This is a genomic window from Vreelandella malpeensis (assembly GCF_020622355.1).
Lineage (GTDB): Bacteria > Pseudomonadota > Gammaproteobacteria > Pseudomonadales > Halomonadaceae > Vreelandella > Vreelandella malpeensis.
The window spans coordinates 28,257-47,216 of the sequence record NZ_WHVL01000007.1; the positions used below are offsets into that span (position 1 = coordinate 28,257).

General features: G+C 65.7%; 10 protein-coding genes and 1 pseudogene. All 11 read right to left on the minus strand.

The features are described from left to right. Positions 1-235: 235 nt before the first annotated feature. The 11 genes and pseudogenes from GEV37_RS15065 to icmH all read right to left on the minus strand — a co-directional run bounded on the left by GEV37_RS15065 (position 236) and on the right by icmH (position 18,957). Positions 236-4,009, minus strand: coding sequence for an RHS repeat-associated core domain-containing protein (locus GEV37_RS15065; RefSeq protein ID WP_422822642.1), 3,774 nt, complete (start codon positions 4,007-4,009; stop codon positions 236-238). Between the two features lie 45 nt (positions 4,010-4,054). Then, positions 4,055-6,031, minus strand: a pseudogene (locus tag GEV37_RS15070) (type VI secretion system Vgr family protein); the annotation flags it as partial. 55 nt (positions 6,032-6,086) lie between these two features. Continuing rightward, on the minus strand, positions 6,087-6,566 hold the full coding sequence (locus tag GEV37_RS15075; protein ID WP_227391097.1) for a hypothetical protein: 480 nt from the start codon (positions 6,564-6,566) through the stop codon (positions 6,087-6,089). Next, on the minus strand, positions 6,560-7,444 hold the full coding sequence (locus GEV37_RS15080) for a type VI secretion system PAAR protein (protein ID WP_227391098.1): 885 nt from the start codon (positions 7,442-7,444) through the stop codon (positions 6,560-6,562). The genes GEV37_RS15075 and GEV37_RS15080 overlap by 7 nt, the downstream gene beginning before the upstream one ends. Positions 7,445-7,522: 78 nt before the next feature. Next, complete coding sequence (locus GEV37_RS15085; protein ID WP_227391099.1) at positions 7,523-8,107, minus strand: GNAT family N-acetyltransferase; 585 nt, start codon at positions 8,105-8,107, stop codon at positions 7,523-7,525. After that, a complete protein-coding gene (gene tssM / locus GEV37_RS15090) occupies positions 8,091-11,726 on the minus strand; it encodes a type VI secretion system membrane subunit TssM (RefSeq protein WP_227391100.1) in 3,636 nt (1,211 codons plus the stop codon). Before tssM ends, GEV37_RS15085 begins: the two co-directional genes overlap by 17 nt. Positions 11,727-11,809: 83 nt before the next feature. Then, positions 11,810-13,258: a type VI secretion system protein TssA gene (tssA, locus tag GEV37_RS15095; protein WP_227391101.1), complete on the minus strand. Its 1,449-nt coding sequence runs from the start codon at positions 13,256-13,258 to the stop codon at positions 11,810-11,812. Positions 13,259-13,267: 9 nt separating this feature from the next. Then, on the minus strand, positions 13,268-13,915 hold the full coding sequence (vasI, locus tag GEV37_RS15100; protein ID WP_227391102.1) for a type VI secretion system-associated protein VasI: 648 nt from the start codon (positions 13,913-13,915) through the stop codon (positions 13,268-13,270). After that, entirely contained in the window at positions 13,912-15,504 is a 1,593-nt protein-coding gene (locus GEV37_RS15105; protein ID WP_227391103.1) for a sigma-54 interaction domain-containing protein, read from the minus strand. The genes vasI and GEV37_RS15105 overlap by 4 nt, the downstream gene beginning before the upstream one ends. Before the next feature lie 4 nt (positions 15,505-15,508). Then, entirely contained in the window at positions 15,509-18,112 is a 2,604-nt protein-coding gene (gene tssH, locus GEV37_RS15110; protein WP_227391104.1) for a type VI secretion system ATPase TssH, read from the minus strand. An 8-nt stretch (positions 18,113-18,120) separates the two neighbouring features. Beyond that, entirely contained in the window at positions 18,121-18,957 is an 837-nt protein-coding gene (gene icmH, locus GEV37_RS15115; RefSeq protein WP_227391105.1) for a type IVB secretion system protein IcmH/DotU, read from the minus strand. Between the last annotated feature and the right edge of the window lie 3 nt (positions 18,958-18,960).

The window sequence follows — 18,960 nt, forward strand, 5'->3', positions numbered from 1 at the left end:
GTCTTCCAGACATACACTGCACAAATAACAACCATTACGTAAATTATCATTATTGAATAAGCTGTTTTTTTATAAAAAAGCTCGCCATCTACCGCCCCTCCAATTGCAAATATAATAAAAATTATAGCCGAGTAAGATAGCAAGGTTATATTTTTCCCTATTTTATTTACATTTTTATTTAACAATTTAGCTATAAAAAAAATTAAAATAGATATAACAAACAATATAAAATCCATCATTTTTGACACTCCTCATTACTTTCCATAAAACTATTAACTCCACTATAAGCACCCATTCCTGCAGAGCCAGCTTCAATAGTTAGACCTGTCGCAGTTGCGCTTTGATAAGCTGGCACGAAGTCTTCAGGTAAACTACGAAACAGCTGAAATGTTCCAGGCTTCTGTATCGGCCTTAGGAGCCCTCCAACAGAAGTACCTAAATTTGCACCCTCAATGGCTAAATTTCCCCATTGGTCTCCCAACTGATTAACGGCTGCTTCGCGTGCAAACCCCCTACCATTCTCAGAGAAACCTTCCTCAATATTACTAACACCAAGGCCTGCAATAGGCGCGCCCGCTACACAACCCATTACTGTCTTACAGAGAGCCCCTCCCAATAAGACTTGACCACCGCCACCAACAACCGTAGCGGTACGTGTCAATACATCCATACCCTCGTCTCGGATGAAGCGAGGTATCATTTTAGAATGAAACTTGATGGCTTCCCAAGCATTTAACCCTAGCGGATCCACCATCTCTGCTGGATTCGCGACATACCCATACAAGTTCGTACCACCGAGCAACCCAATCGGATCCTGACTCACATACCGCCCCTGCTGCGGATCATAATACCGATGCCGGTTGTAGTAGAGCCCGCTCTCCTCATCCTGCCATTGCCCCTGAAACCGTATCGGCTGACGGGCACTGCCACGTACATCCTTCACCGCCGCCCAGTCATCGGGCTGGCCTTGCCACTGAATATCGCCGCTGGCAGCCACGAGCTGCATCGGCGTGCCGATCGCATCCGTGACGAAGGCGCTCAGTTGCTGCCCCTGTTGGGTATCATCGATTCGTAGCATCGGTACGAAACTGCCCGGTTCGTAGACGATGGTCGAGCGTTGGTTTTCGGACTCTTCCCGCACGATGCGGTCGCCGTCCCAGCCGTAGTGGGTGGTGGTGGCGGTGCCGTTGGCATGGCGCACGGCCTTGCTGATCCGGCGGCCCAGGGCGTCGTAGCGGTAGGCGGCTTCCATGGTAGGGCCATAGGCGCTGGTGCGGGTGAGGCTTACGAGCCGGTTGGCGCCGTCATAGCCCATGGTCAGGCGCTCACCGCTCGGCTGCTGCCGCTCAATCAGATTGCCTGCGCCATCAAAGCGGTAGCGGGTGCCGTTGTGCTGGGTGAGGCGGTTGTCAGTGACCGGCTGCTGGCCGTCGAGGGGGTTGCCCGCCGCGTCTACGGCGTAGCGGTGGGCCTGGTCACCGTGCTGGCTGCCGGTGAGGCGGCCGGCGGCATCGTAGCTATACGCAATCACTTGGGCGCTCTCGCCCTGCAGGGCGCGGAAGCTCATCCGGCCCAGAGCGTCGTACTGGTACTGCTGGCCATTGCTTGCCTGCGCGCCGCTTAGGGTGAGGTGGTCGAGCTGCCCCAGATTCGTGTAGCCGCGCTCCAGGATCAGCGGCTGGGTCTGGTCGCTCCCGGTCAGGCTCATCTGGCGCCGGGTCTCCCGGTGCAGCGCATCGGGGGTCAGCTCGATGGCCAGGTTGAGTTCCGGGGCGCTCAGGCCGTGCAGGTGGCCGCTGCCGTAGGTATGCCACTCGAGCGCGGGCAGGTCGCCGAATTGACTCTGCTGTGGGGCACCGTTGGCGGTGAGCATGTGATGTTGCTGCCACTGCCAGGCACTACCACCATCAATAGCGGCGTGGCGCTGCTGCTCGCCAACCAGTCGCTGGGCATCGTCGTAGCTGAACGCGACCTCGCCGTGTTCGTTGGTCACACTTAACAGTTGGCCGTTAGCGCCCCAACGGTACTGCTCCTGGCTTGCTGGGGCGTGCTCGGTGGCGGGTAAGTGGCGCGCCGCAAGGCGACCAGCGGCATCGTATTCGTAGCGCGTGGCAAGCGGCTGGCCGTCCGGGCCGGGGCGGCCGGCCTCGATGCGTTCGATCAGCTGGCCCGCCGCGTCGTAGCGGTACTGCTGCTCGCGGCCGTCCGGGCCGGTGTCACTGGCCAGCCGGTCCATGCCGTCATAGGCGAAGCGATAGACGGCGCCGTTGCCCAGGGTGAGCTCGCTCAGGCGGCCCACGTCGTCGTAGGCGGTAAACTGTTGACTGCCGTCGGCCTCGATGCGCTGGGCCGGGCGGCCGTGCTCGTCGAAGAAGAACTGCTGGCGGAAGCCTTGGGGGCCTTCCACTTCGACCAGCCGCCCTTGCGGATTGTAATGATGGTGCCAGTAAAGGCCGTTGGGCAGTTGGGTGGCGGTGCGCCGGCCCAGCGCGTCGTGCTGGGTACGCGTGTTCTCCCCCAGGGCGTTGGTGGCGCTGGCCAGATAGCCATGATGATCATACGCGTACTCGGTGCGCTGCTGGGAGCAGTCGATCTCGGCAGTGACCTGGCCCAGCGCGTTCCACTCCCGCTGGTGGGTGGCGCCCACCGGGTCGGTCACCGTGGTGGGGCGGTCCGGCAGGCGCTCGTCGGCGTAGGCGAACGTGGTGGTGCCTTCCGGGGCGGTGATGTCGACGGGCTGGCCGCGCTCGTCGCGGGCGATCTGCCAGCGCTGGTTCTCCGGTCCTTCCATGCGGACCGTGTTACCCAGGGCATTGCGTTCGATCGCCCAGCGCTGGCCGTCCGGCGTGGTCTGACCGATGACCTGGCCGCTGTCGTCGCGCTCGATCAGCGTCTCGCGGCCGAGTGGGTCCACCGTGGCGATCTTGTGTCCGGCGCGGTCGTAACGGAATTCGATGCGCGAGCCGTCCGCGCGGGTGTGGGCGGTCCAGCGCTTGCCGGGGCCGCTGCCCACGAAGTGGTAGCGCTCCTCGCGGCCCAGACTGTCGGTGACCTGGGTGTGATCGATGTGATACTCGTAACGCCGGGCGAGGCCGCCGGCTTCCTGCTGGCCCACGACGCGGCCGTCCGGGGCGTGGCGGTCCCAGGTGTAGTGGGCTTCCATGCCGCCGGGCACCCGGTGGGCGGTGAGCAGGTGGTTGTCCCATTCGAACTCGCGCACCATCTCGCCGTGGCGATGGCGCACGGCGAGCAGATCCCCTAGGGCGCTAAAGGAGTAGCGCACCAGCCAGTCATCGGCGGCGCTGCCGTCCGCCTCCCTGGCCAGCTTCACGCCGGTGAGTCGCTGGCCAGCGTCACCGGGCCGCTCGGGCAACAGAGACTCGTAGATGAACTGGTAGTGGCGCCCGGCGCTGTCGATGACGCGGGTGAGCAGGTCCGCCTCCCACTGATAGGCGGTGGTATAGCCGTTGCGGTCGCGCTCCTCGGCCAGCACCAGCGATGTGGCGCCCTGAGCGCCGGGCGTCGCCGAGGGCGTGAACACGTAGTAGAGGCCGCCGGTATCGCTCAGGACGATGCGTGAGTCGTCGTCGCGCAGCGCATCATCGAGCAAGGTCCAGCGCGGGGCAAGATTATCGCCCTCCTCCACCGCGCCGCCCCTACGAATCCAGAGCTGTTCGGTGGGAGAAAAGCGCGCTTGCCCGGGGGCCAGCGCGCCAAAGGTGATCTCGCGGCCCTGGGCGTCGTGAACGACACAGGCGTCGTCACGAAGTGACAGCGACAGGCTGGCCCCGGGCAGCGACCAGCCCTGGCCGAGCGGGCCGACGGTGGCGTTGCTGGAAAGGTAGCCGCGGCTGAATACGAACGGGCGCGGCGCGGGCAGCGCGAAATCGGTCTCGGCGGGCAGCAGCTTGGCGCCCAGCAGCGGGTTGACCGGGCTGCCCACGGCGGGCTGGCAGGCGCTGCAGTTGCTCGCCAGGCCGTCGGTGATGTCGATGTCGTCGAAAGCCACCGGCGAGGCGGCGGCGATCTCGCTTGTGAGTGTGGGCGTCTGGTGAGGCTCGAGGGTGACGTCCTCGCTCTCTTCCGGTTCGGCCTCGCCGGGTAGGCGCGGCAGCACGATCGCCTGACCTCGGCCACGGCCGGGGCTGCCGCCGGAGTTGATGCGTACCTGAGAGCCCACAATGGTCACACCGCTCGGGTCGAGCTTGATGAAGCTGCCGCCAGCCTTGAGGGTGATCTCGGCACCGGCTTCCAGCACGATCTGCGTGCCCGCCTTGTGGTGAACCTCCTGCCCCGCTTCCAGCAGTTGCGCCTCGCCGTACCGCTCGTGGCGGGTCTGGTCTACCTGCAGGTGGTCGTCGCCCTCGATGTGGGTGAAGCGGTCGTTGTGGACCGTCAGGTGATCATCGTGATGGATCTCACTGAGACGATTGCGGTGCACCTTGAGAAAGCTGTCATTGCGGATCTCCTCGGTGCGGTCGTTGAGGGTCAGCAGCTCCAGATCCTTCTGGGCGTGGAGCCAGATCTGCTCTTCCCCTGCTTCGTCCTCGAAGCGCAGTTCGTTGAAGCCCTCCGCCTTGTGGCTCTGGGTGCGGATGGTGGTACGGGTCTTGTGTTCGGGCAGCGAATACGGCGGCGTATTGACAGCATGGTACGTCCGCCCGGTGACCAGCGGCTGGTCCGGGTCGCCTTCCAGAAACGAAACGATGACTTCGTGGCCAATGCGGGGAATGGCGATGCTGCCGTAACCACCACCGGCCCAGCCTTGGGAGACGCGCACCCAGCAGCTGGCCGTGTCGTCGGGTTCGGCGTAGCGGTCCCAAGGGAACTGGACTTTCACCCGGCCGTGCTCATCGCAGTGAATCTCCTCGCCCTCGGGGCCGACCACGAACGCCACCTGGGGGCCGTCGATGCGAGGCTTGGGGTTGGGGGTGGCGCGCCAGGGGGCGTCGCCGGGCATGAGGGTGATCTGGTTGGTGTAACGCGTCATGCCGCTGGCGTCACCCTGGGTCATACCATCTTCTTCCAGCGCCTGGGGCTGTTCGCCCGTGTGCTCGGCCGCCACCACCTGCCAGTCGCGGTTGAGGTTCTGCGTATCGTGGCCGGTGAGGCTGAAGCGCACGCCGGGGGCGAGTTCCGGCAGATCGCTTTCGGCACTCGCCGTGGTGGCATCGCGGCGCAGATGTTCGAGGCGGATGCGTGTGAAGGGCTTGCCGGAGGCGTCCTGCTTGTAGCGTCCGGGGTAGTCGAAGTGCTCGTAGTCGCTCTGCTGGCCGTGGTCCGCGATATCCTCGCCTTCGTGGTCGTGGAGCTGGGCGTAGGCGGGGTTCTTGAAGCTGTAGTCCTTGAGTTGGGCGCTGGCGGCGGCGACCCGGGCGGTGTGGCTGAGCTTGCGCACATGGCGCGTGGGCGGCGTGCCGCCGGCGCGGCTGTGGTAGGTGCGCTCGCCCAGGTTGGTCAGTGCCTGCGGGTCGTCGGAGAACACCAGTCGGTGGGCGCCGCCGTCACTGTCTTCGCCTTTCTCATCAAACAGGTGAAAATAGAATAGTCCTTCCTCAGCGGCGAGGCGCTCGATGAAGGCGAGATCGGTCTCGCGGTACTGCACGCAGTACTCGCGCTCGGCGGGTTCTCGGCTGACCGCGAAGGCCACATCGGTGATGCCGCGCTCGTCCAGCAGGGTGTTGATGATGGTGAGGGGGTCCACCTTCTGGAAGATGCGCGAGTTGTGGCGAAGCGACGTGCGCCACAGCGCCGGGCGCAGCGTGAGGGTATAGAAGGTGCGCCGGTGGCCGCGATCGCCGCGACCGAACTCGCTGATGATACCGTGGACCTGGCGCAGCGGCGCGCCGTCCTGCCATACGGTGAGCGTCGCTTCGCGATCGAGCAGCTCGGCCGCGTCCAGATCACCATCACGGCTGGCGAGGGTGGCGGTCAGCGCGAAGGGTTCGGAGAGGGCCTCGCGGTGGGTGAAGTCGATGACCGCGACGTCATCGACGCCGGGAATAGTGAGCGTAAATTTTACATTGTTCATACTACTATGCCTCTGTTTTCAATGGATACTTGTATTGACATGGGTACCGCCGCTTTCATCTGACGGCTGTCCGTTGCAACTGATAAAACCATCCATCCAAAAACAGCCATAACTCACCGTTAACTATTTCGAAGGAGTACGTAGCATCATCGTTTTCATCACAGAATACGCTCAACTCATTGATAACGTTACGATCTTCACCATAGCCATAGAAATTACCATACCTTTCACTGCTGCTTGGAACCTCTCCCTCTATTTCATTCACGTAATGATTTTCTATGGCATAATGTGGATTCTCACACCCGTCGTCGTTCCAGAAAGTAAAGACATCTTCCTGTACGGAAATTCTAGAGTCCTGACGTAGCAAAGCCTCTTCACGGGTGGTCAATCCACCGCGATAGCGCTCTATGAGATGTACCTCATACAGACCATAAACGGAGTCAATTAATACGCTCTCATCGACACTTTTAGCCTGCGTAGAGGCAATAGGTAATAACCAAAAAAACAAAAAGGAGAAAGCAGTCAGATTTACCATGTTTCATACACTCCTTTCGAGAACATATCCCATTCGGCTTTTCTACGATTAATAAGACCTTGGTTAACCTGCCCGTTAGAGATATTCCATGCTTTCCAGGCATCTTCAAGTGATGCGTAAGGAGTCTGCGCTTCAGGATCATTCAGCAGCTTTACGACAGATGAAGAATTAAAACCGCCAACACCGATGTTATAGGCAAGTATGTAGGCTGCATCTGCTTGATGCTCTTCAAGAGGCACTTCTATGGCACGATTGACAGCGTCGACAAAAGGCGAAATATCGTCCTGAAATATCTGCTCGGCTTGTTCTTGAGTAATACCATCTTTGTAAGTTGGCCACTCCTGACGGGAAATTAAATGGCCATATCCAATCGTTGCACCCGGTACCCATCGCTCTATTGGACGACCTGTTTGATCATCGTAAGGGTGCAGGCGCAACTCCTCGACCCCTTTCAACCAATTCTCCCCCTGCGAACTCAAGGATGACGATTCAGAGGGTTCACTCGATGCTTCGTGAGTGCCATTGGTGTTTACCATTCCGGCAGCTACCGAAGAAAGAGCGCTGGAGGCGGTATGACCTCCCGTTATAGTGCTACCTCCTTCCCCGGAGCCAGAACCGATCACCACGCCGCCGCAATCGACCGCATGGCCCGTCAACGCCGCGGGCTTGCCGTCGATCAGAATCGTGCCGGAACCTTGAGCAATCGCGCGTGGGTGCTTGGGATGATTGGGCTTGTCGTGGGGCTCCAATGGATCGCCCACGCGGGCCATCGGTTTGCCATCCATGATCACCGTGGCGCTGCCGGCGGCGACAGGCGTCGGGGGAAAGCCATCGTGGTCGGTTCCCATATCGCCTACGAGTACGAATTTCTGGCCCATTGTCGCTGCTCCTGCTGCTGTTCCGGTTCTGGTTCCGCGTATTCGTCCTGCTTGCCGCTTTGCTGTTGCGCTGGCGGGCTACTCATTCCACTTAGCGGGTGCCTCGAAACTAGCGACTTCCAAGGCGTCCACGTACTGGCGGGTGAAGCCCGCCGTCTCGAGGCTGTCGATGGCGCTCTGGCAGGCCAGTGGCAGGCGCGTCTGCAGCGGCACGCCGCTCAGGGTGACGCGCAGGGCGCGCAGCAGTCGCGTGCCGTGGCCGCTGCCCTTCCACTCGCGGCTGATGAAGAAAAAGCGGATCTGCCAGGCGGCCTCGTCGTCCGGGCGGCAGGCCAGCACCATGCCCAAGGGCGGCCCTTCGCCGTGGCGCAGCGACAGAAGCCGCCCCTGCCAGTGGGCCACCTGGCCGTCGTCGCGCTGCAGCCAGAGGCCGCGGTGCACGGTGAACTCCAGCGCGCGGCGCAGCGTCTGCAGTGCGGTGTCGTCACGCAGTACCCAGGGCGATTGGCCCTTGGCGTCCGCCTGAACCACCGCCTCGAGAAAGCCGTCGATATCCTCGTCGCGGGCCTTCTCCAGCGGGCGCGAGTGGCGGGTGCGCTGGCGGCGGTGGCGCGAGGCGGGCTTGTCCGCGCGGGAAAACAGCTTTTTAAATGGCGTCAGCATGGCCACCTCGCTCGGCGTAGAGGGCGGAGGGCAGCTGGAAGCCCGCCGCCAGGGGCCGGGTAAAGGGGTTGGGCGCGCCGCCGGCGTAGAGCCGGTAGCGCATGGTGCCGCCATCCACGTTGAAGCGAAGCTCCAGCTCACGCTCGCTCACACTTGTGATATCGGCCTGCTCGAGCAGGCGAAACCACGCCCAGGCGCCGTCCTGGGCGACGCTTCTGGGCGAGCGGTTGACCTCGCTGGGCACCAAAGTGATGCGGCTTTCGGTGCCGCCGCGCAGGGAATTGGGCCAGATCATCGATACCCGCTGGCTGGCGCTGTGGGCATACTCGATCAGCTGGCCATCGACGCTGATGACGCTGCGCCGCTTGTTGGCGCTCAGGCTCACCGGCTCCAGAGCGAACTCCACGTCGAGCGCGCCGTCGCGGCTGAAGTAGGCGCGGCGAATCTGCTCAGCCTGGTCCACCGCGGTGTAGAGGCTTTCACGCAAGAGCGAGTTGCCCTCGGCGTCGGTCAGGTACTCCGGCGCCCCCTCGATGAAGGGCTGCAGGCTATCCTGATAGAAGGTGTCGAGGATGCCGCCGGGGGCAAAGAAGTCCTCGAAGTCGCTGAGCGCCACTTCCCGGGAGGCGCCGGGGGCGAGCGGATAGCGGCCCGCCAGGCGCTCCTGGTAGGGCGCGACCACATCGTCGAGCCACAGACTTTCCAGGTGGCGAGTGGCACTGGCCATCATCAGCTCCCAGCTCTGGTCGGCCAACTGGTGCAGCATGCGCCCGACCGGCTCCGGCGTGTCGTCGGCGATGCGCTTGAGGTTCTCGAGGGGGTCGCTACCGCGCAGCGATAGACGGTCACGCACGCTGACGAAGGCGCTGCGGCCCGAATCGCTGGACTCCTCGATCTCGCGCAGGTAGTCGCGAAGTTGAGTGATGGCGACCTTGATCTCGGTGAGCGACGACGGGTTGTCGTTGTCCGCCTGACCGAGCCGGTTGATCGGCGTGAACGGCTGCTCGATGGCCAGCGCCAGCTGGTAGCGCTGGGACTGACGCAGCGCCTCGCGGGCCTGATCGTCATCCTCGGGCAGCTCCGGGTAGAGGCTGGTGTTGCGCGCAACCGCATCGAGCAGCCGGTCCAGCGGGCGCTGGGCGCCGACCAGGGCGTCCGCCACCACGATGGCCTGGTGGATGTCCGGCAGCGGTACCAGGCGGATATCGCGCAGCGCGTCGCGCCAGCTCACCTGGTAGTCGCTGACGTAGTGCTCGCGCAGCGCCACCTGCAGCTGCTCCTTGTCCGCCTCGCTGAAGTCGATGTCGTCGCGCTGGCCCAGTACCCAGACGTCGATCAGGGCGAGCTCCACGGCGCGGTCGAGTTCCTGCAGGAAATAGTTCTCGAAGCCGTCGCGAGTCACCAGGTACGCCAAGCGCACATGCTCCGGGTCGTCGTTGCGAGCCATGAAGACGGTGTTGAAGAGCGTGCCGACACTGCGACGCAGATCCAGCGGCTCGCCGCGGCGGTTGCCGGCGGCCTTGAGCGCGGCGTAGACCCGCTCGTCGATGGGCTGACGCAAGAGATCCCGCTGGGCGGCCTCGATGCTGCCCGCAAGCGGCGCCATGGCCTGCTCGGCGCGGGGGCTGCCCGCCTCGATGCGGCCCTCCAGGTCGCTGTGGGCCATGGCGTAGTCGAGGTGCCCCATCAGGCGCTGCTGCACGTCGGCCTGCTGCGGGAAGTAACCCTGCCAGCGGTTGGCCATGTAGCGCTCCACCCGCTCGGTCTGGCGGCCGCTCTGGTCGGACATCATGCGCAGCACCCGCAGCAGGGCGAGCTTCTCGTTGCTGCCCTCCTCGGCACGGTTCATGTCGTCCATGATGCCGATCATCAATGCCGGCAGGAACTGGTTCTCGAGCATGGCCAGGTACGCCCGCTCCACCTGGGCGCCGATCACGTGGCCCTGGTAGAGCCCCATGTCGGCGAAGTACGGCGTATGGGTGCGGTACTCGCCGAAGGTCTGCATGGCGTAGCGCAGCCGGTCCAGCGGTTCGAGCAGCTCACGGCCGCTGGGATCGTCGCTCTGGAAGGCGTCGGGCTGGGTGGCCAGGAAGGTTTCCGCACGCTCCTCCACCGCGGATAGCGACACGCTGTTCTTCTGGTAGAAGTGGGTCCAGCCGCCCACCAGCGCCACGCCAAGCACCGCGCAGAAGGCCAGACTTGCGTTGCGCGCGCGCTCCCGGCGCCGAGTGACGCGGGCGTTGTCCGCCGCCAGTCCCGCCTCCGGGTAGATGACCTTGTCGAACAGCTCCTCGGTGAAGTAGAGGGCGCTGCGGGTAGCCCGGTGGGCGGGCTGAACGCTGTCGTCCATGCCGTAGCGCCGCGCGGCAGCGTCGACGAAGGGGTCCTCCGGCACGCCCTGCTGGTACACCGAGGTGAAGTAGGTACCGCGCACCATCGCCGCCGTGGAGAAGCGGTCGCTGGAAAGCGACTCGGTCAGAAATCCCAGCAGTACGTCGCGAAGCCCGGCGAGCTGGCGCACGAAGCGAAACACCGACTCGCGCTCCTCGCGGTCGCGACACTCGGCGAGCATGGTGGGCAACAGCTGGTTCAGGCGCGTCAGCATCGCATCGAAGTCCGCCGCGAACTCGCGCTCCCACTGCCCTGGTGTCTCCATCGAGCCCGGCGTGAAGGTGAAGCCCAGCGGCGCCTTGCGCGCGGCGCGCGAGTAGTGGCGGAAGAAGTCGTCGAAGCCATGCAGCAGATCCATCTTGCTGAAAGTGACGTAGACCGGAAGCCGGGCGCCGTGGCGCTCCATCAGCTCTCGCAGGCGGCTGCGCAAGAGGGCCGCGTAGGCCTTGCGCACGGCGACCTGGGCGTGACTCAGGCGCGCCAGGTCGAGCACCAGCACGACGCCGTCCAGCGGGCGCTGGGCACGGTTGCGCTCCAGCCAGTCGACGAAGTGATCCCAAAGCCGGCGCTGAAGCTCCTGGGGCTCGCCGCCTTCCATGGCGCCCTGGGTCAGCAGCTCGCCGTCCGGGTCGATCAGCACCGCCTGGTCGCCGATCCACCAGTCGAAGCCGAGCTGGCCCTGCTTACTGCTCTGCCCGGACGCCTTCATCACGTGGGTCAGGGCGAAGTTCTGCCCGGAGCGGTTGATCAGGCTGGTCTTGCCGGCGTTCTCGACGCCCATGACCAGGTACCAAGGCAGCCGGTAGCGGGCATTGCCGCCGCCCAGGCTCTCGGTGATCTCGCCAAGCACGGCATTGAGCGAGGTCTCCTGGCGCTCGATCTGGGCGAGGATCGGGTCCTGCTGGAGCGCCGCTTCCTGGGCGCGTTCGGTATCGAGCTCGCGCAGCCGACGCGCCAGGCGCACGCCCCACACCACAGCGACCAGCGCCACGATGACCAAGGTAGCTGCCACGCGATTGACGAAGGGCGCCAGTGGCGTCACGCCGCCGATTTCCCAACCGGGCCCGAACCACCAGATCGCCACCAGCAGCAGGAGCACCAGGACCGCCCACAGCACCATGGAGAGCCGTGACAGCCCGCGCGCCTTGTTGGCATGGGCGTTGGCCCGGTTCTTCGCTGTCTGTGCCCTGGAGAAGCCCGGCACCCAGCGGCTTAGCGTCGATTTCAAGGTTGACCACATGAGCCTTCGTCCCTCGTCCCTTTAATGATGATCACCGGTTAATCCCGGGGGTGAAAAATGCCTGGCTGTCGCTAGGGCGTCTGTTTCAAGGCGGCGTCGAGGCGCGACACCAGCGCGGGCTCCCACTGCTCCAGCGCGAGCTCGGTGGCGGTCTGCTGCAACGTGGCGTAATGCTGACGCGCGAGGCTCCCAAGCCCCGCTTCGCTCATCAGCTCGGCGCTGGCCAGGCGCCAGTAGGCGCTCTCCCGGGGCGAGCGCGCCGCACTCAGGCCGCTATCCAGCACCTTCAGGGCCGCGCCGGTATTGCCCTGCTCGAGCGCCTCGCGCGCCTCCTCGAGCCCCTGCTGCCACGCCTCGCCACCGCTTTCCGGCGCGCTACCACCGCCCGGGCCGCTGTGCAGCCAGCGTGCGGTCTCGTCGTCGAGAAATGCAGCACCGCTTTGAAACGTGAGCGCCTCGATGCCCGGCAAGCGCTCGACGAAGCGCTGGGTCTCGTCGCGAATCGCCTCGGCGCAGCGCATGTGTCCCAGGGTTTTCGCCAGCCCCGCGCTCAGCCGGTGGCCTTCGAGCCAGTAGGGGCTCAGCGCCAGGCTCTTCTCGATGCGCGCCCAGAGTGCCTCGTCACCCCCCTTGCTGATCGCCTCGCGATACTCCGCCGTGCGGTCTGCCGAAACCGGCGCAAGCTCGGTCTTGCCGCTGGCGTTGGCACCCGGCAGCGCCTGGATCGTGCTCCAGATCGCGTAGCGGCGCAGGCGGTAGGCGAGCGGCTCGCCTGGCGACTGTTCGGCGAGAAACTCCGCCATGTTGAGCAGCGCCTGGCGGTTGGCGCGTTCGTTGCCCGCCTCCAGGCGAAGCTCCGGTGCCTTGGCCGCCGTCGCTGATGGCGCTTCGCGCGGAGTCGAAGGCGCCGCCTCGGAAGGCGCCGCGGGCGCTCCTGGAGCCGGTGGCGCGGCGTCCTGGGCCGGGCGCTTGTCGCCGAGTTTGCGGGTCAGCTCGTCGAGCGTCTGGTGGGGCAACGAGCGTTTGGCTACTTCCTGGGCCAGCTCGCCAAGCGACGTCTCGCAGGCCTCGAGCTCGTCTTGGGCGTTATGGAAATCGAGCGTATCGACGAGCTTGACGCTGCGCTGGACGAACTGCTGGAACAGCCGCGGGCGCAGCTTGGCTCCACGCTTGCCGGCAAAGGGGTAGGCGCTTTCCCACCAAGGCGCGGCGATGGCTCGGGCCAGCAGGCGCAGCGACAGCGCGAAGCGCACGCCGCTACCGCCGTGCTGCATACAGTGCAGCAGATGGCCCAGCACCTTCAGGTCCTTGCCACACTCGGCGAGCAGGCGCACCGCCAGGGTCTCGGCCCGCTCCCAGTCGATGCCGCCATGCTGGAGCGAGCCGATCTTCATCATCTCTTCGTCCAGCGCCAGGTAGTCGCTGCCCTCCTCCACCGGCTCGCCCACCGGCGCCCCGTCGGCGTTGTCGGGCAGCGGGGCAAGCAGTGACGCCAGCTGGGATTCCGCGGTGATTCTCATCGTTCCTCCTTACCAGCCGCAGGCGTCGCGCAGCGGATCGATGGCCTGGCGAAGGCCGGTGACGTCGAAGCGCAGCCCGTCGAGGGCGGCCACGTCGCTTTGCAGGGTGACGGTGCTGGCACCGAGCAGCTGGCGCAGCGTCTCGATGGCCGGCAGGCCCCGGCCGCCGCCGACGACCCGGCCACCGTCGCGCACCCGCCACTGCTGGGTGACACTGCCGTTGTCGCCGCTCAGGCGCACCTCCACTCGGGCCTGACCGAGGGGCTCGGGCAGGTGCAGTTGAAAGCGCGTGATCCATTTCTCGCAGGCCAGCACCATGATCGGGCGCGGCGGGGTGGTCCCGAGCGCCGGCACGCTGATCAGGATGTCGTCCTGGGTCTGGTTCGCGATCAGCCCCATGTCGCCCTCCTCGCGGCCGGCCTCCTGACGCTCGATGGCGTACCAGAGCGCAGGCAGCTCGTCCGACGCCTCGGAAGGCGCGGCGTCGAGAAACAGCGCGTCGTAGCAGTTCAGACGCTCCAGGCGCGAGCCCTCCTGGGCGCAGCTGCGCGCCTGCTCCAGCAGCGCGCCCGGCTCCTGTGCGGTGGCGAGATTCGTCAGGCCCAGGGTCAACAGCGCGCCATATAGCCAGCGGCGTTTTGCAAACGTCACGTTCATTTGGTATCCAGCTCCAGTAGCTGACATTTATGCGCCAGCGTGCGCTTGGGCAGTCCCAGGCTCTGCGCCGCCTGGGCGCGGTTGCCGCCGAAGCGCTGCAGCCGCTGGCGAATGATCGAGGATTCGATCTCGCGCAGGGCCTGGCGAAGATCGTCGATTTCGTTGGGCACCATCGCCCCGGCCTCGCCCGCCGTGTCGTTTTCGGATGTCGCAACCGACGACTTCTCGAGCGGCTGCTCAAAGGGCAGGTGATCGACGCCGATGTCCGCGCCGGGTGGCGTCATGGCACAGGCGTAATCGATCACGTTCTTGAGCTCGCGCACGTTGCCCGGGTAGTCACGCCGGTAAAGAAGCCGCAGCGCCGCCGGGGTGATCCCCATGTCGCCGCGCTCTTCACGGGCGCAGAAGTCGCCGATGAAGGCCTGGGCGAGAATCTCGATGTCATCGCGCCGCTCGGCGAGCGGTGCCAGGGTGATCGGGAACTGCCCCAGCCGATAATAGAGATCCGCCCGGAAACGCTGCTCCTTGATCTGCTCGCGAAGCGGCTGGTGGGTGGCGGCCACCACGCGAAGATCCGCGCAGCGCTCGTCGCTGGCGCCGAGGGGCCGGTAGCGGCCGCTTTCCAGCACGCGCAGGAGCTTGGCCTGGAGCGCCAGCGGCATGTCGCCGATCTCGTCGAGAAACAGCGTGCCGCCGTGGGCCTTGGCGATCAGCCCTTCACGGTTCTGCTCCGCCCCGGAGAACGCCCCCTTGACGTGGCCAAACAGCTCCGACTCCAGCAGCGTCTCGGGGATCGCCGCGCAGTTGATCGCCATGAACGGCGCCTGGGCGCGAGCCGAGAGCTCGTGGATCGCCTGGGCCACGCGATCCTTGCCGGTACCGGTCTCGCCTTGCAGCAGTACCGCCAGGTTGGTCTCGGCGGCGCGCACCACGTGGCTTCGCAGCGTCTGCATGGCGCTCGAGCGCCCCAGCAGACGCGTGCCCAGGCGATCCGCCAGGGCCTGGCGACGGGCGCCGTCGTTGAGCTTGGAGAGCGATTCCTCGAGCACACGGGAGCGCTGGCGTTCGCCGTGCTCCCGGGCCAGCCGCGCCCACAGCCGGCACAAGAGCGCCTCGAAGGCGGCCATCCCGGGGGCGTCGAACAGCGTCTCGAACAGCGCCGGGTCGCCGGCCAGCAGCAGCACCCCGAGCCACTCGCGCCGGCCATCCGGTGCCCGCAGCGGGCGCAGCTGCAGGCGCTGGCGCGCACCCAGTGACGCGATCTGCGCCTGGAACCCGTCGTGATCCAGACGCAGTCGGGCCTCCGTCACGGTCAGGCCGAGCGCCTTGTCGCTGCGAATCACATGGGCGTAGGGGTGGCTGAAATCGGCGCAGTCGAAACGCTCTGCCGCATCGTCGCGTCCCACCCAGCGCCCGCTGCCGTCGATGTACAGGCACTCCACCATCGCAAGCCCCAGCTGGCGGCGCAGAAGATTGGCCGCCTGACGGCGCAGCGTCTGGAGCGAAGCACTCTCCACCAGCGTCAGCGCCAGCGGCATGGCCGCCAATGCCGAGGTCGGGGGATCAATGGAGCGGGCGACAAGCGTCATGGCGTCACGAGACCTCCGCCTCGAAGGCCTGACGTTCGGCGTCGACGCCGAGCACCACGCGCGATACCGTCTCGCGGCGGGCCATGCGCTCCAGAAGCGCTCGGGAGAGCGGCGGCAACAGCTCGCCGTCGATCACCGACTCGAGCATCCGCGCGCCGTTCTCGCTGCGCGTGGCGCGCACGCAGATGGCCTCGCGCAGGGCATCGTCGAGCACCACCTCGGCCTCGCGGTGGCGCGCGCGAATGCGCCGGGCCAGCGTGTCGAGTTTGGCCGCGACGATGTCGCGCAGCGTATCGCCATCTAGCGGCAGGTAGGGCACCACTTCCATGCGCGCCAACAGCGCCGGCTTGAAGAAGTCGGCCAGCACCGGGTAGAGCGCTTCATCCAAGGCGGCGGGATCGGTGTGATGGCGGTTGATCTGCTCGAAGCCCAGGTTCGAAGTGAGGAAGAACAGCACGTTCTTGCAGTCGATCAGCCGCCCTTCGCCGTCGGCGAGCTCGCCCTTGTCGAAGGCCTGGTAGAACAGGTTGAGCACGTCCGGGTGAGCTTTTTCCACCTCGTCGAGCAGCACCACCGAGTAAGGACGCTTGCGGATCGCTTCGGTGAGCAGCCCGCCTTCGCCGAAGCCAACGTAGCCCGGCGGCGAGCCGATCAGCCGTGAGACCGTATGCTTCTCCTGGTACTCGGACATGTTGATGGTGGTCAGAAACTCGCGCCCGCCGTAGAGCTGCTCGGCGATCTGCACCACGGTCTCGGTCTTGCCCACGCCGCTGGGCCCGGCGAGCAAAAACGCCCCCAAGGGACGCCCCGGTCGGCGCAGGTCCGCCCGGGCGGTGAGCAGGTGGCGGTGGATGCGCTCGATGGCCACGTCCTGGCCCTTGATGAGCTGACCCAGATGCTCGGGCAGCTCGGTCAGGCGGGTCAGCTCGTCGCTGGTCATGCGCTCGACGGGCACCCCGGTCCAGTCGCCGATCACCTGGGCGATCTGCGCCTCCTCCACACTTGGATTGACCAGCGCGAAGGCGTGCTGCAACTGCTGCAGTTCGGCCTCGCGCTCGGCGAGCTCGGCGTGGAGCGCCTGGGGATCGCTTTGCGGTTCGGCGTCGAGCAGTTGGCGATGCAGGGCGACGATGGCATCGACGCAGTCGCGCTGCGCCTGCCAAGCCGCCTCCAGCGTGGCGAGTTCCTCCTCGAGCCCGGCCAGGCGCTCTTTCAGCGTCTCGAGCCGGGCGGGCTCCTGGGTACGGCCCAAGAGTGTCTCGCGGGCGAGCTGGTCACGCTCGCGCACGGCGGCGGTATGCGCGCTCTTGAGATGGCTCAGCTGGCGCGGCGGGGTATCCAGCGCCTGGGCCAGCCGCGTGCAGGCGGTATCGAGCACGTCGATCGCCTTGTCCGGCAGCTGGCGCCCGGCCAGGTAGCGCGCCGAGAGCGCGGCGGCGGCGCGCAGGCCGCTGTCGCCGATCAGCACGCCGTGGGCGCGCTCGTAGACGTCTCGCAAGCCGCGCAGGATGACCAGCGCCTGATCGATGCTCGGCTCGGACAGCGCCACGGGCTGGAAACGCCGGGAGAGCGCCGGGTCCTTCTCGAAGTACTTCTTGTACTCGCGCCAGGTGGTGGCGGCGATGGTCTTGAGCTCGCCCCGGGCCAGGGCCGGCTTCAACAGGTTGGCTGCGTCGCCGCCGCCCTCCTGGTTGCCGGCGCCGATCAGCGTGTGGGCCTCGTCGATGAACAACAGGGTGGGCCGCGCGGCGCCCTTGACCTCGTCGATCACCGCCTTGAGGCGCTTCTCGAACTCGCCCTTGACCGCCGCCCCGGCCTGAAGTGCGCCCAGATCCAGCGTCAAAAGCTCGACCCCGGCCAGCGCCGCCGGCACCTGGCCCGCCACGATGCGCGCGGCCAGACCCTCGACCACCGCGCTCTTGCCTACCCCCGCATCGCCGACCACGATCGGGTTGTTCTTGCGCCGCCGCCCCAGGATATCGAGCATCTGGTCGATCTCCGGGTCGCGGCCGAGCACCGGGTCGAGCTCGCCCCGGCGCGCCTGCTCGGTGAGCGAGGTGGCAAAGCGCGAAAGCGCGCTGTCGTCGCCGGCGGTGCGCTGGCGCGGCGTCGTATCCGTGGCCTCCTGCGGGGCTTCGGCGGAGTCCGCCGTCAGCGCGTCGAGGCGCCGGCGCAGGTTTTCGCGATTGATGTCGGCGAGCAGCCGCCGCGAGCCCGGGCCGAGATAGCGCTCCGGCGTATGCAACAGCGCCGTGAAGATCGCCCCGCTTCGCAGCGTCGTGTGCTGGTACTCGGTGGCGGCGAGAAGCCAGGCATCCTGCAGAAGCTCGACCAGCAGCGGCGAGAAGCTCGGTGTGGTCACCTCCATGGCGCGCGGCGGGCGGGTCTCCTCGGCAAGCGCGGCGCGCAGCGCCTCGACGTCCACGTCCATCTGCTCGCACAGCAGGCGCACGTCGCACAAGGGCTGGTCGAGCAGCGCCTGAAGCAGATGGGCGGCGGTGACTTCCGGCGCTTCCTGTTGGGCACACAGTACGGCGGCCTGTTCGAGGCCTTGCCTGGCGATCGCGTTGAGCCGGTCGATCAGCGCCGGCAGCTCTACCCTGAGCATGGCATCTCCTAACGGTAAAGTTGGTTGAGAAGCGTGGTGATCTGCTCGGCCTGCTGATCGAGCGAGTAGGCAAAGCCCCAGTACACCGCCACCATGGCCACGCCGAACAGCGCGAAGATGCCCCAGAGGGGGAAATTGCTCCCCCGGCGCCGGCGGCCCTTGACCACGTTGTCGAGCGGATGGGTGAGCGTGTCCTCACCGACCGGCTCGAGCGAGGAGAGCTGGTCGCCGAGGGCGCGCACGATCTGTTCGTACTCGTCGCGACCGTGGGACATCACCCGGTAGCGCCCCTCGAACCCCAAGCACAGGCACAGGTAGATGAAAGCCAGCATGTCGCGGTAGCGCTTGGGCTCCTGCTGGAGCCGGGCGAGGATCGAGAACACCTTCTCGCCGCCCCAGGTCTCGTTGTGAAAGCGGGTGAGCAGCGAGTGCTCCGCCCACTTGCTCTGGCGCCCCCAGGGCATGCCCATGACCGCCTCGTCGATGAACGAACACAGCACGTAGCGGTAGGCCAGCAGCGTCGCCCGGTCGTAGCCCTGCTCGGTCAGCTCGATCTCGATGGCGGCGATCTCGTCGACCACCTGGCGGTAGAGGCGCTCGACATCGGAAACGTGATCAAGCTGGCGTACCCGCACCACCATGCCCAGAAGGCTTCCGGCGGCGTCGACCAGCGGATTGAGGTTGTGCCCGCGCAGCCGGAACCAGTAGTCCTCGTCGGCGTCGAGCTGCTCGGCGTGGCTGTGGATCAGGTGCTCGAGCCCGCGTTCGTTGATCAAGTCCTCGTGGCGCCCTTTCATCGCCGCGCGGTTCGTCGTGTTCTGCCCATCGGTCGCTAGCTGTTGCATGGT

Coding starts and splice junctions, on each gene's coding strand:
- icmH (WP_227391105.1), bottom strand. CDS start 18,957: ATGCAACAGCTAGCGACCGATGGGCAGAACACGACGAACCGCGCGGCG.
- GEV37_RS15105 (WP_227391103.1), bottom strand. CDS start 15,504: ATGACGCTTGTCGCCCGCTCCATTGATCCCCCGACCTCGGCATTGGCG.
- GEV37_RS15080 (WP_227391098.1), bottom strand. CDS start 7,444: ATGGGCCAGAAATTCGTACTCGTAGGCGATATGGGAACCGACCACGAT.
- GEV37_RS15085 (WP_227391099.1), bottom strand. CDS start 8,107: ATGCTGACGCCATTTAAAAAGCTGTTTTCCCGCGCGGACAAGCCCGCC.
- GEV37_RS15075 (WP_227391097.1), bottom strand. CDS start 6,566: ATGGTAAATCTGACTGCTTTCTCCTTTTTGTTTTTTTGGTTATTACCT.
- tssH (WP_227391104.1), bottom strand. CDS start 18,112: ATGCTCAGGGTAGAGCTGCCGGCGCTGATCGACCGGCTCAACGCGATC.
- tssA (WP_227391101.1), bottom strand. CDS start 13,258: ATGAGAATCACCGCGGAATCCCAGCTGGCGTCACTGCTTGCCCCGCTG.
- vasI (WP_227391102.1), bottom strand. CDS start 13,915: ATGAACGTGACGTTTGCAAAACGCCGCTGGCTATATGGCGCGCTGTTG.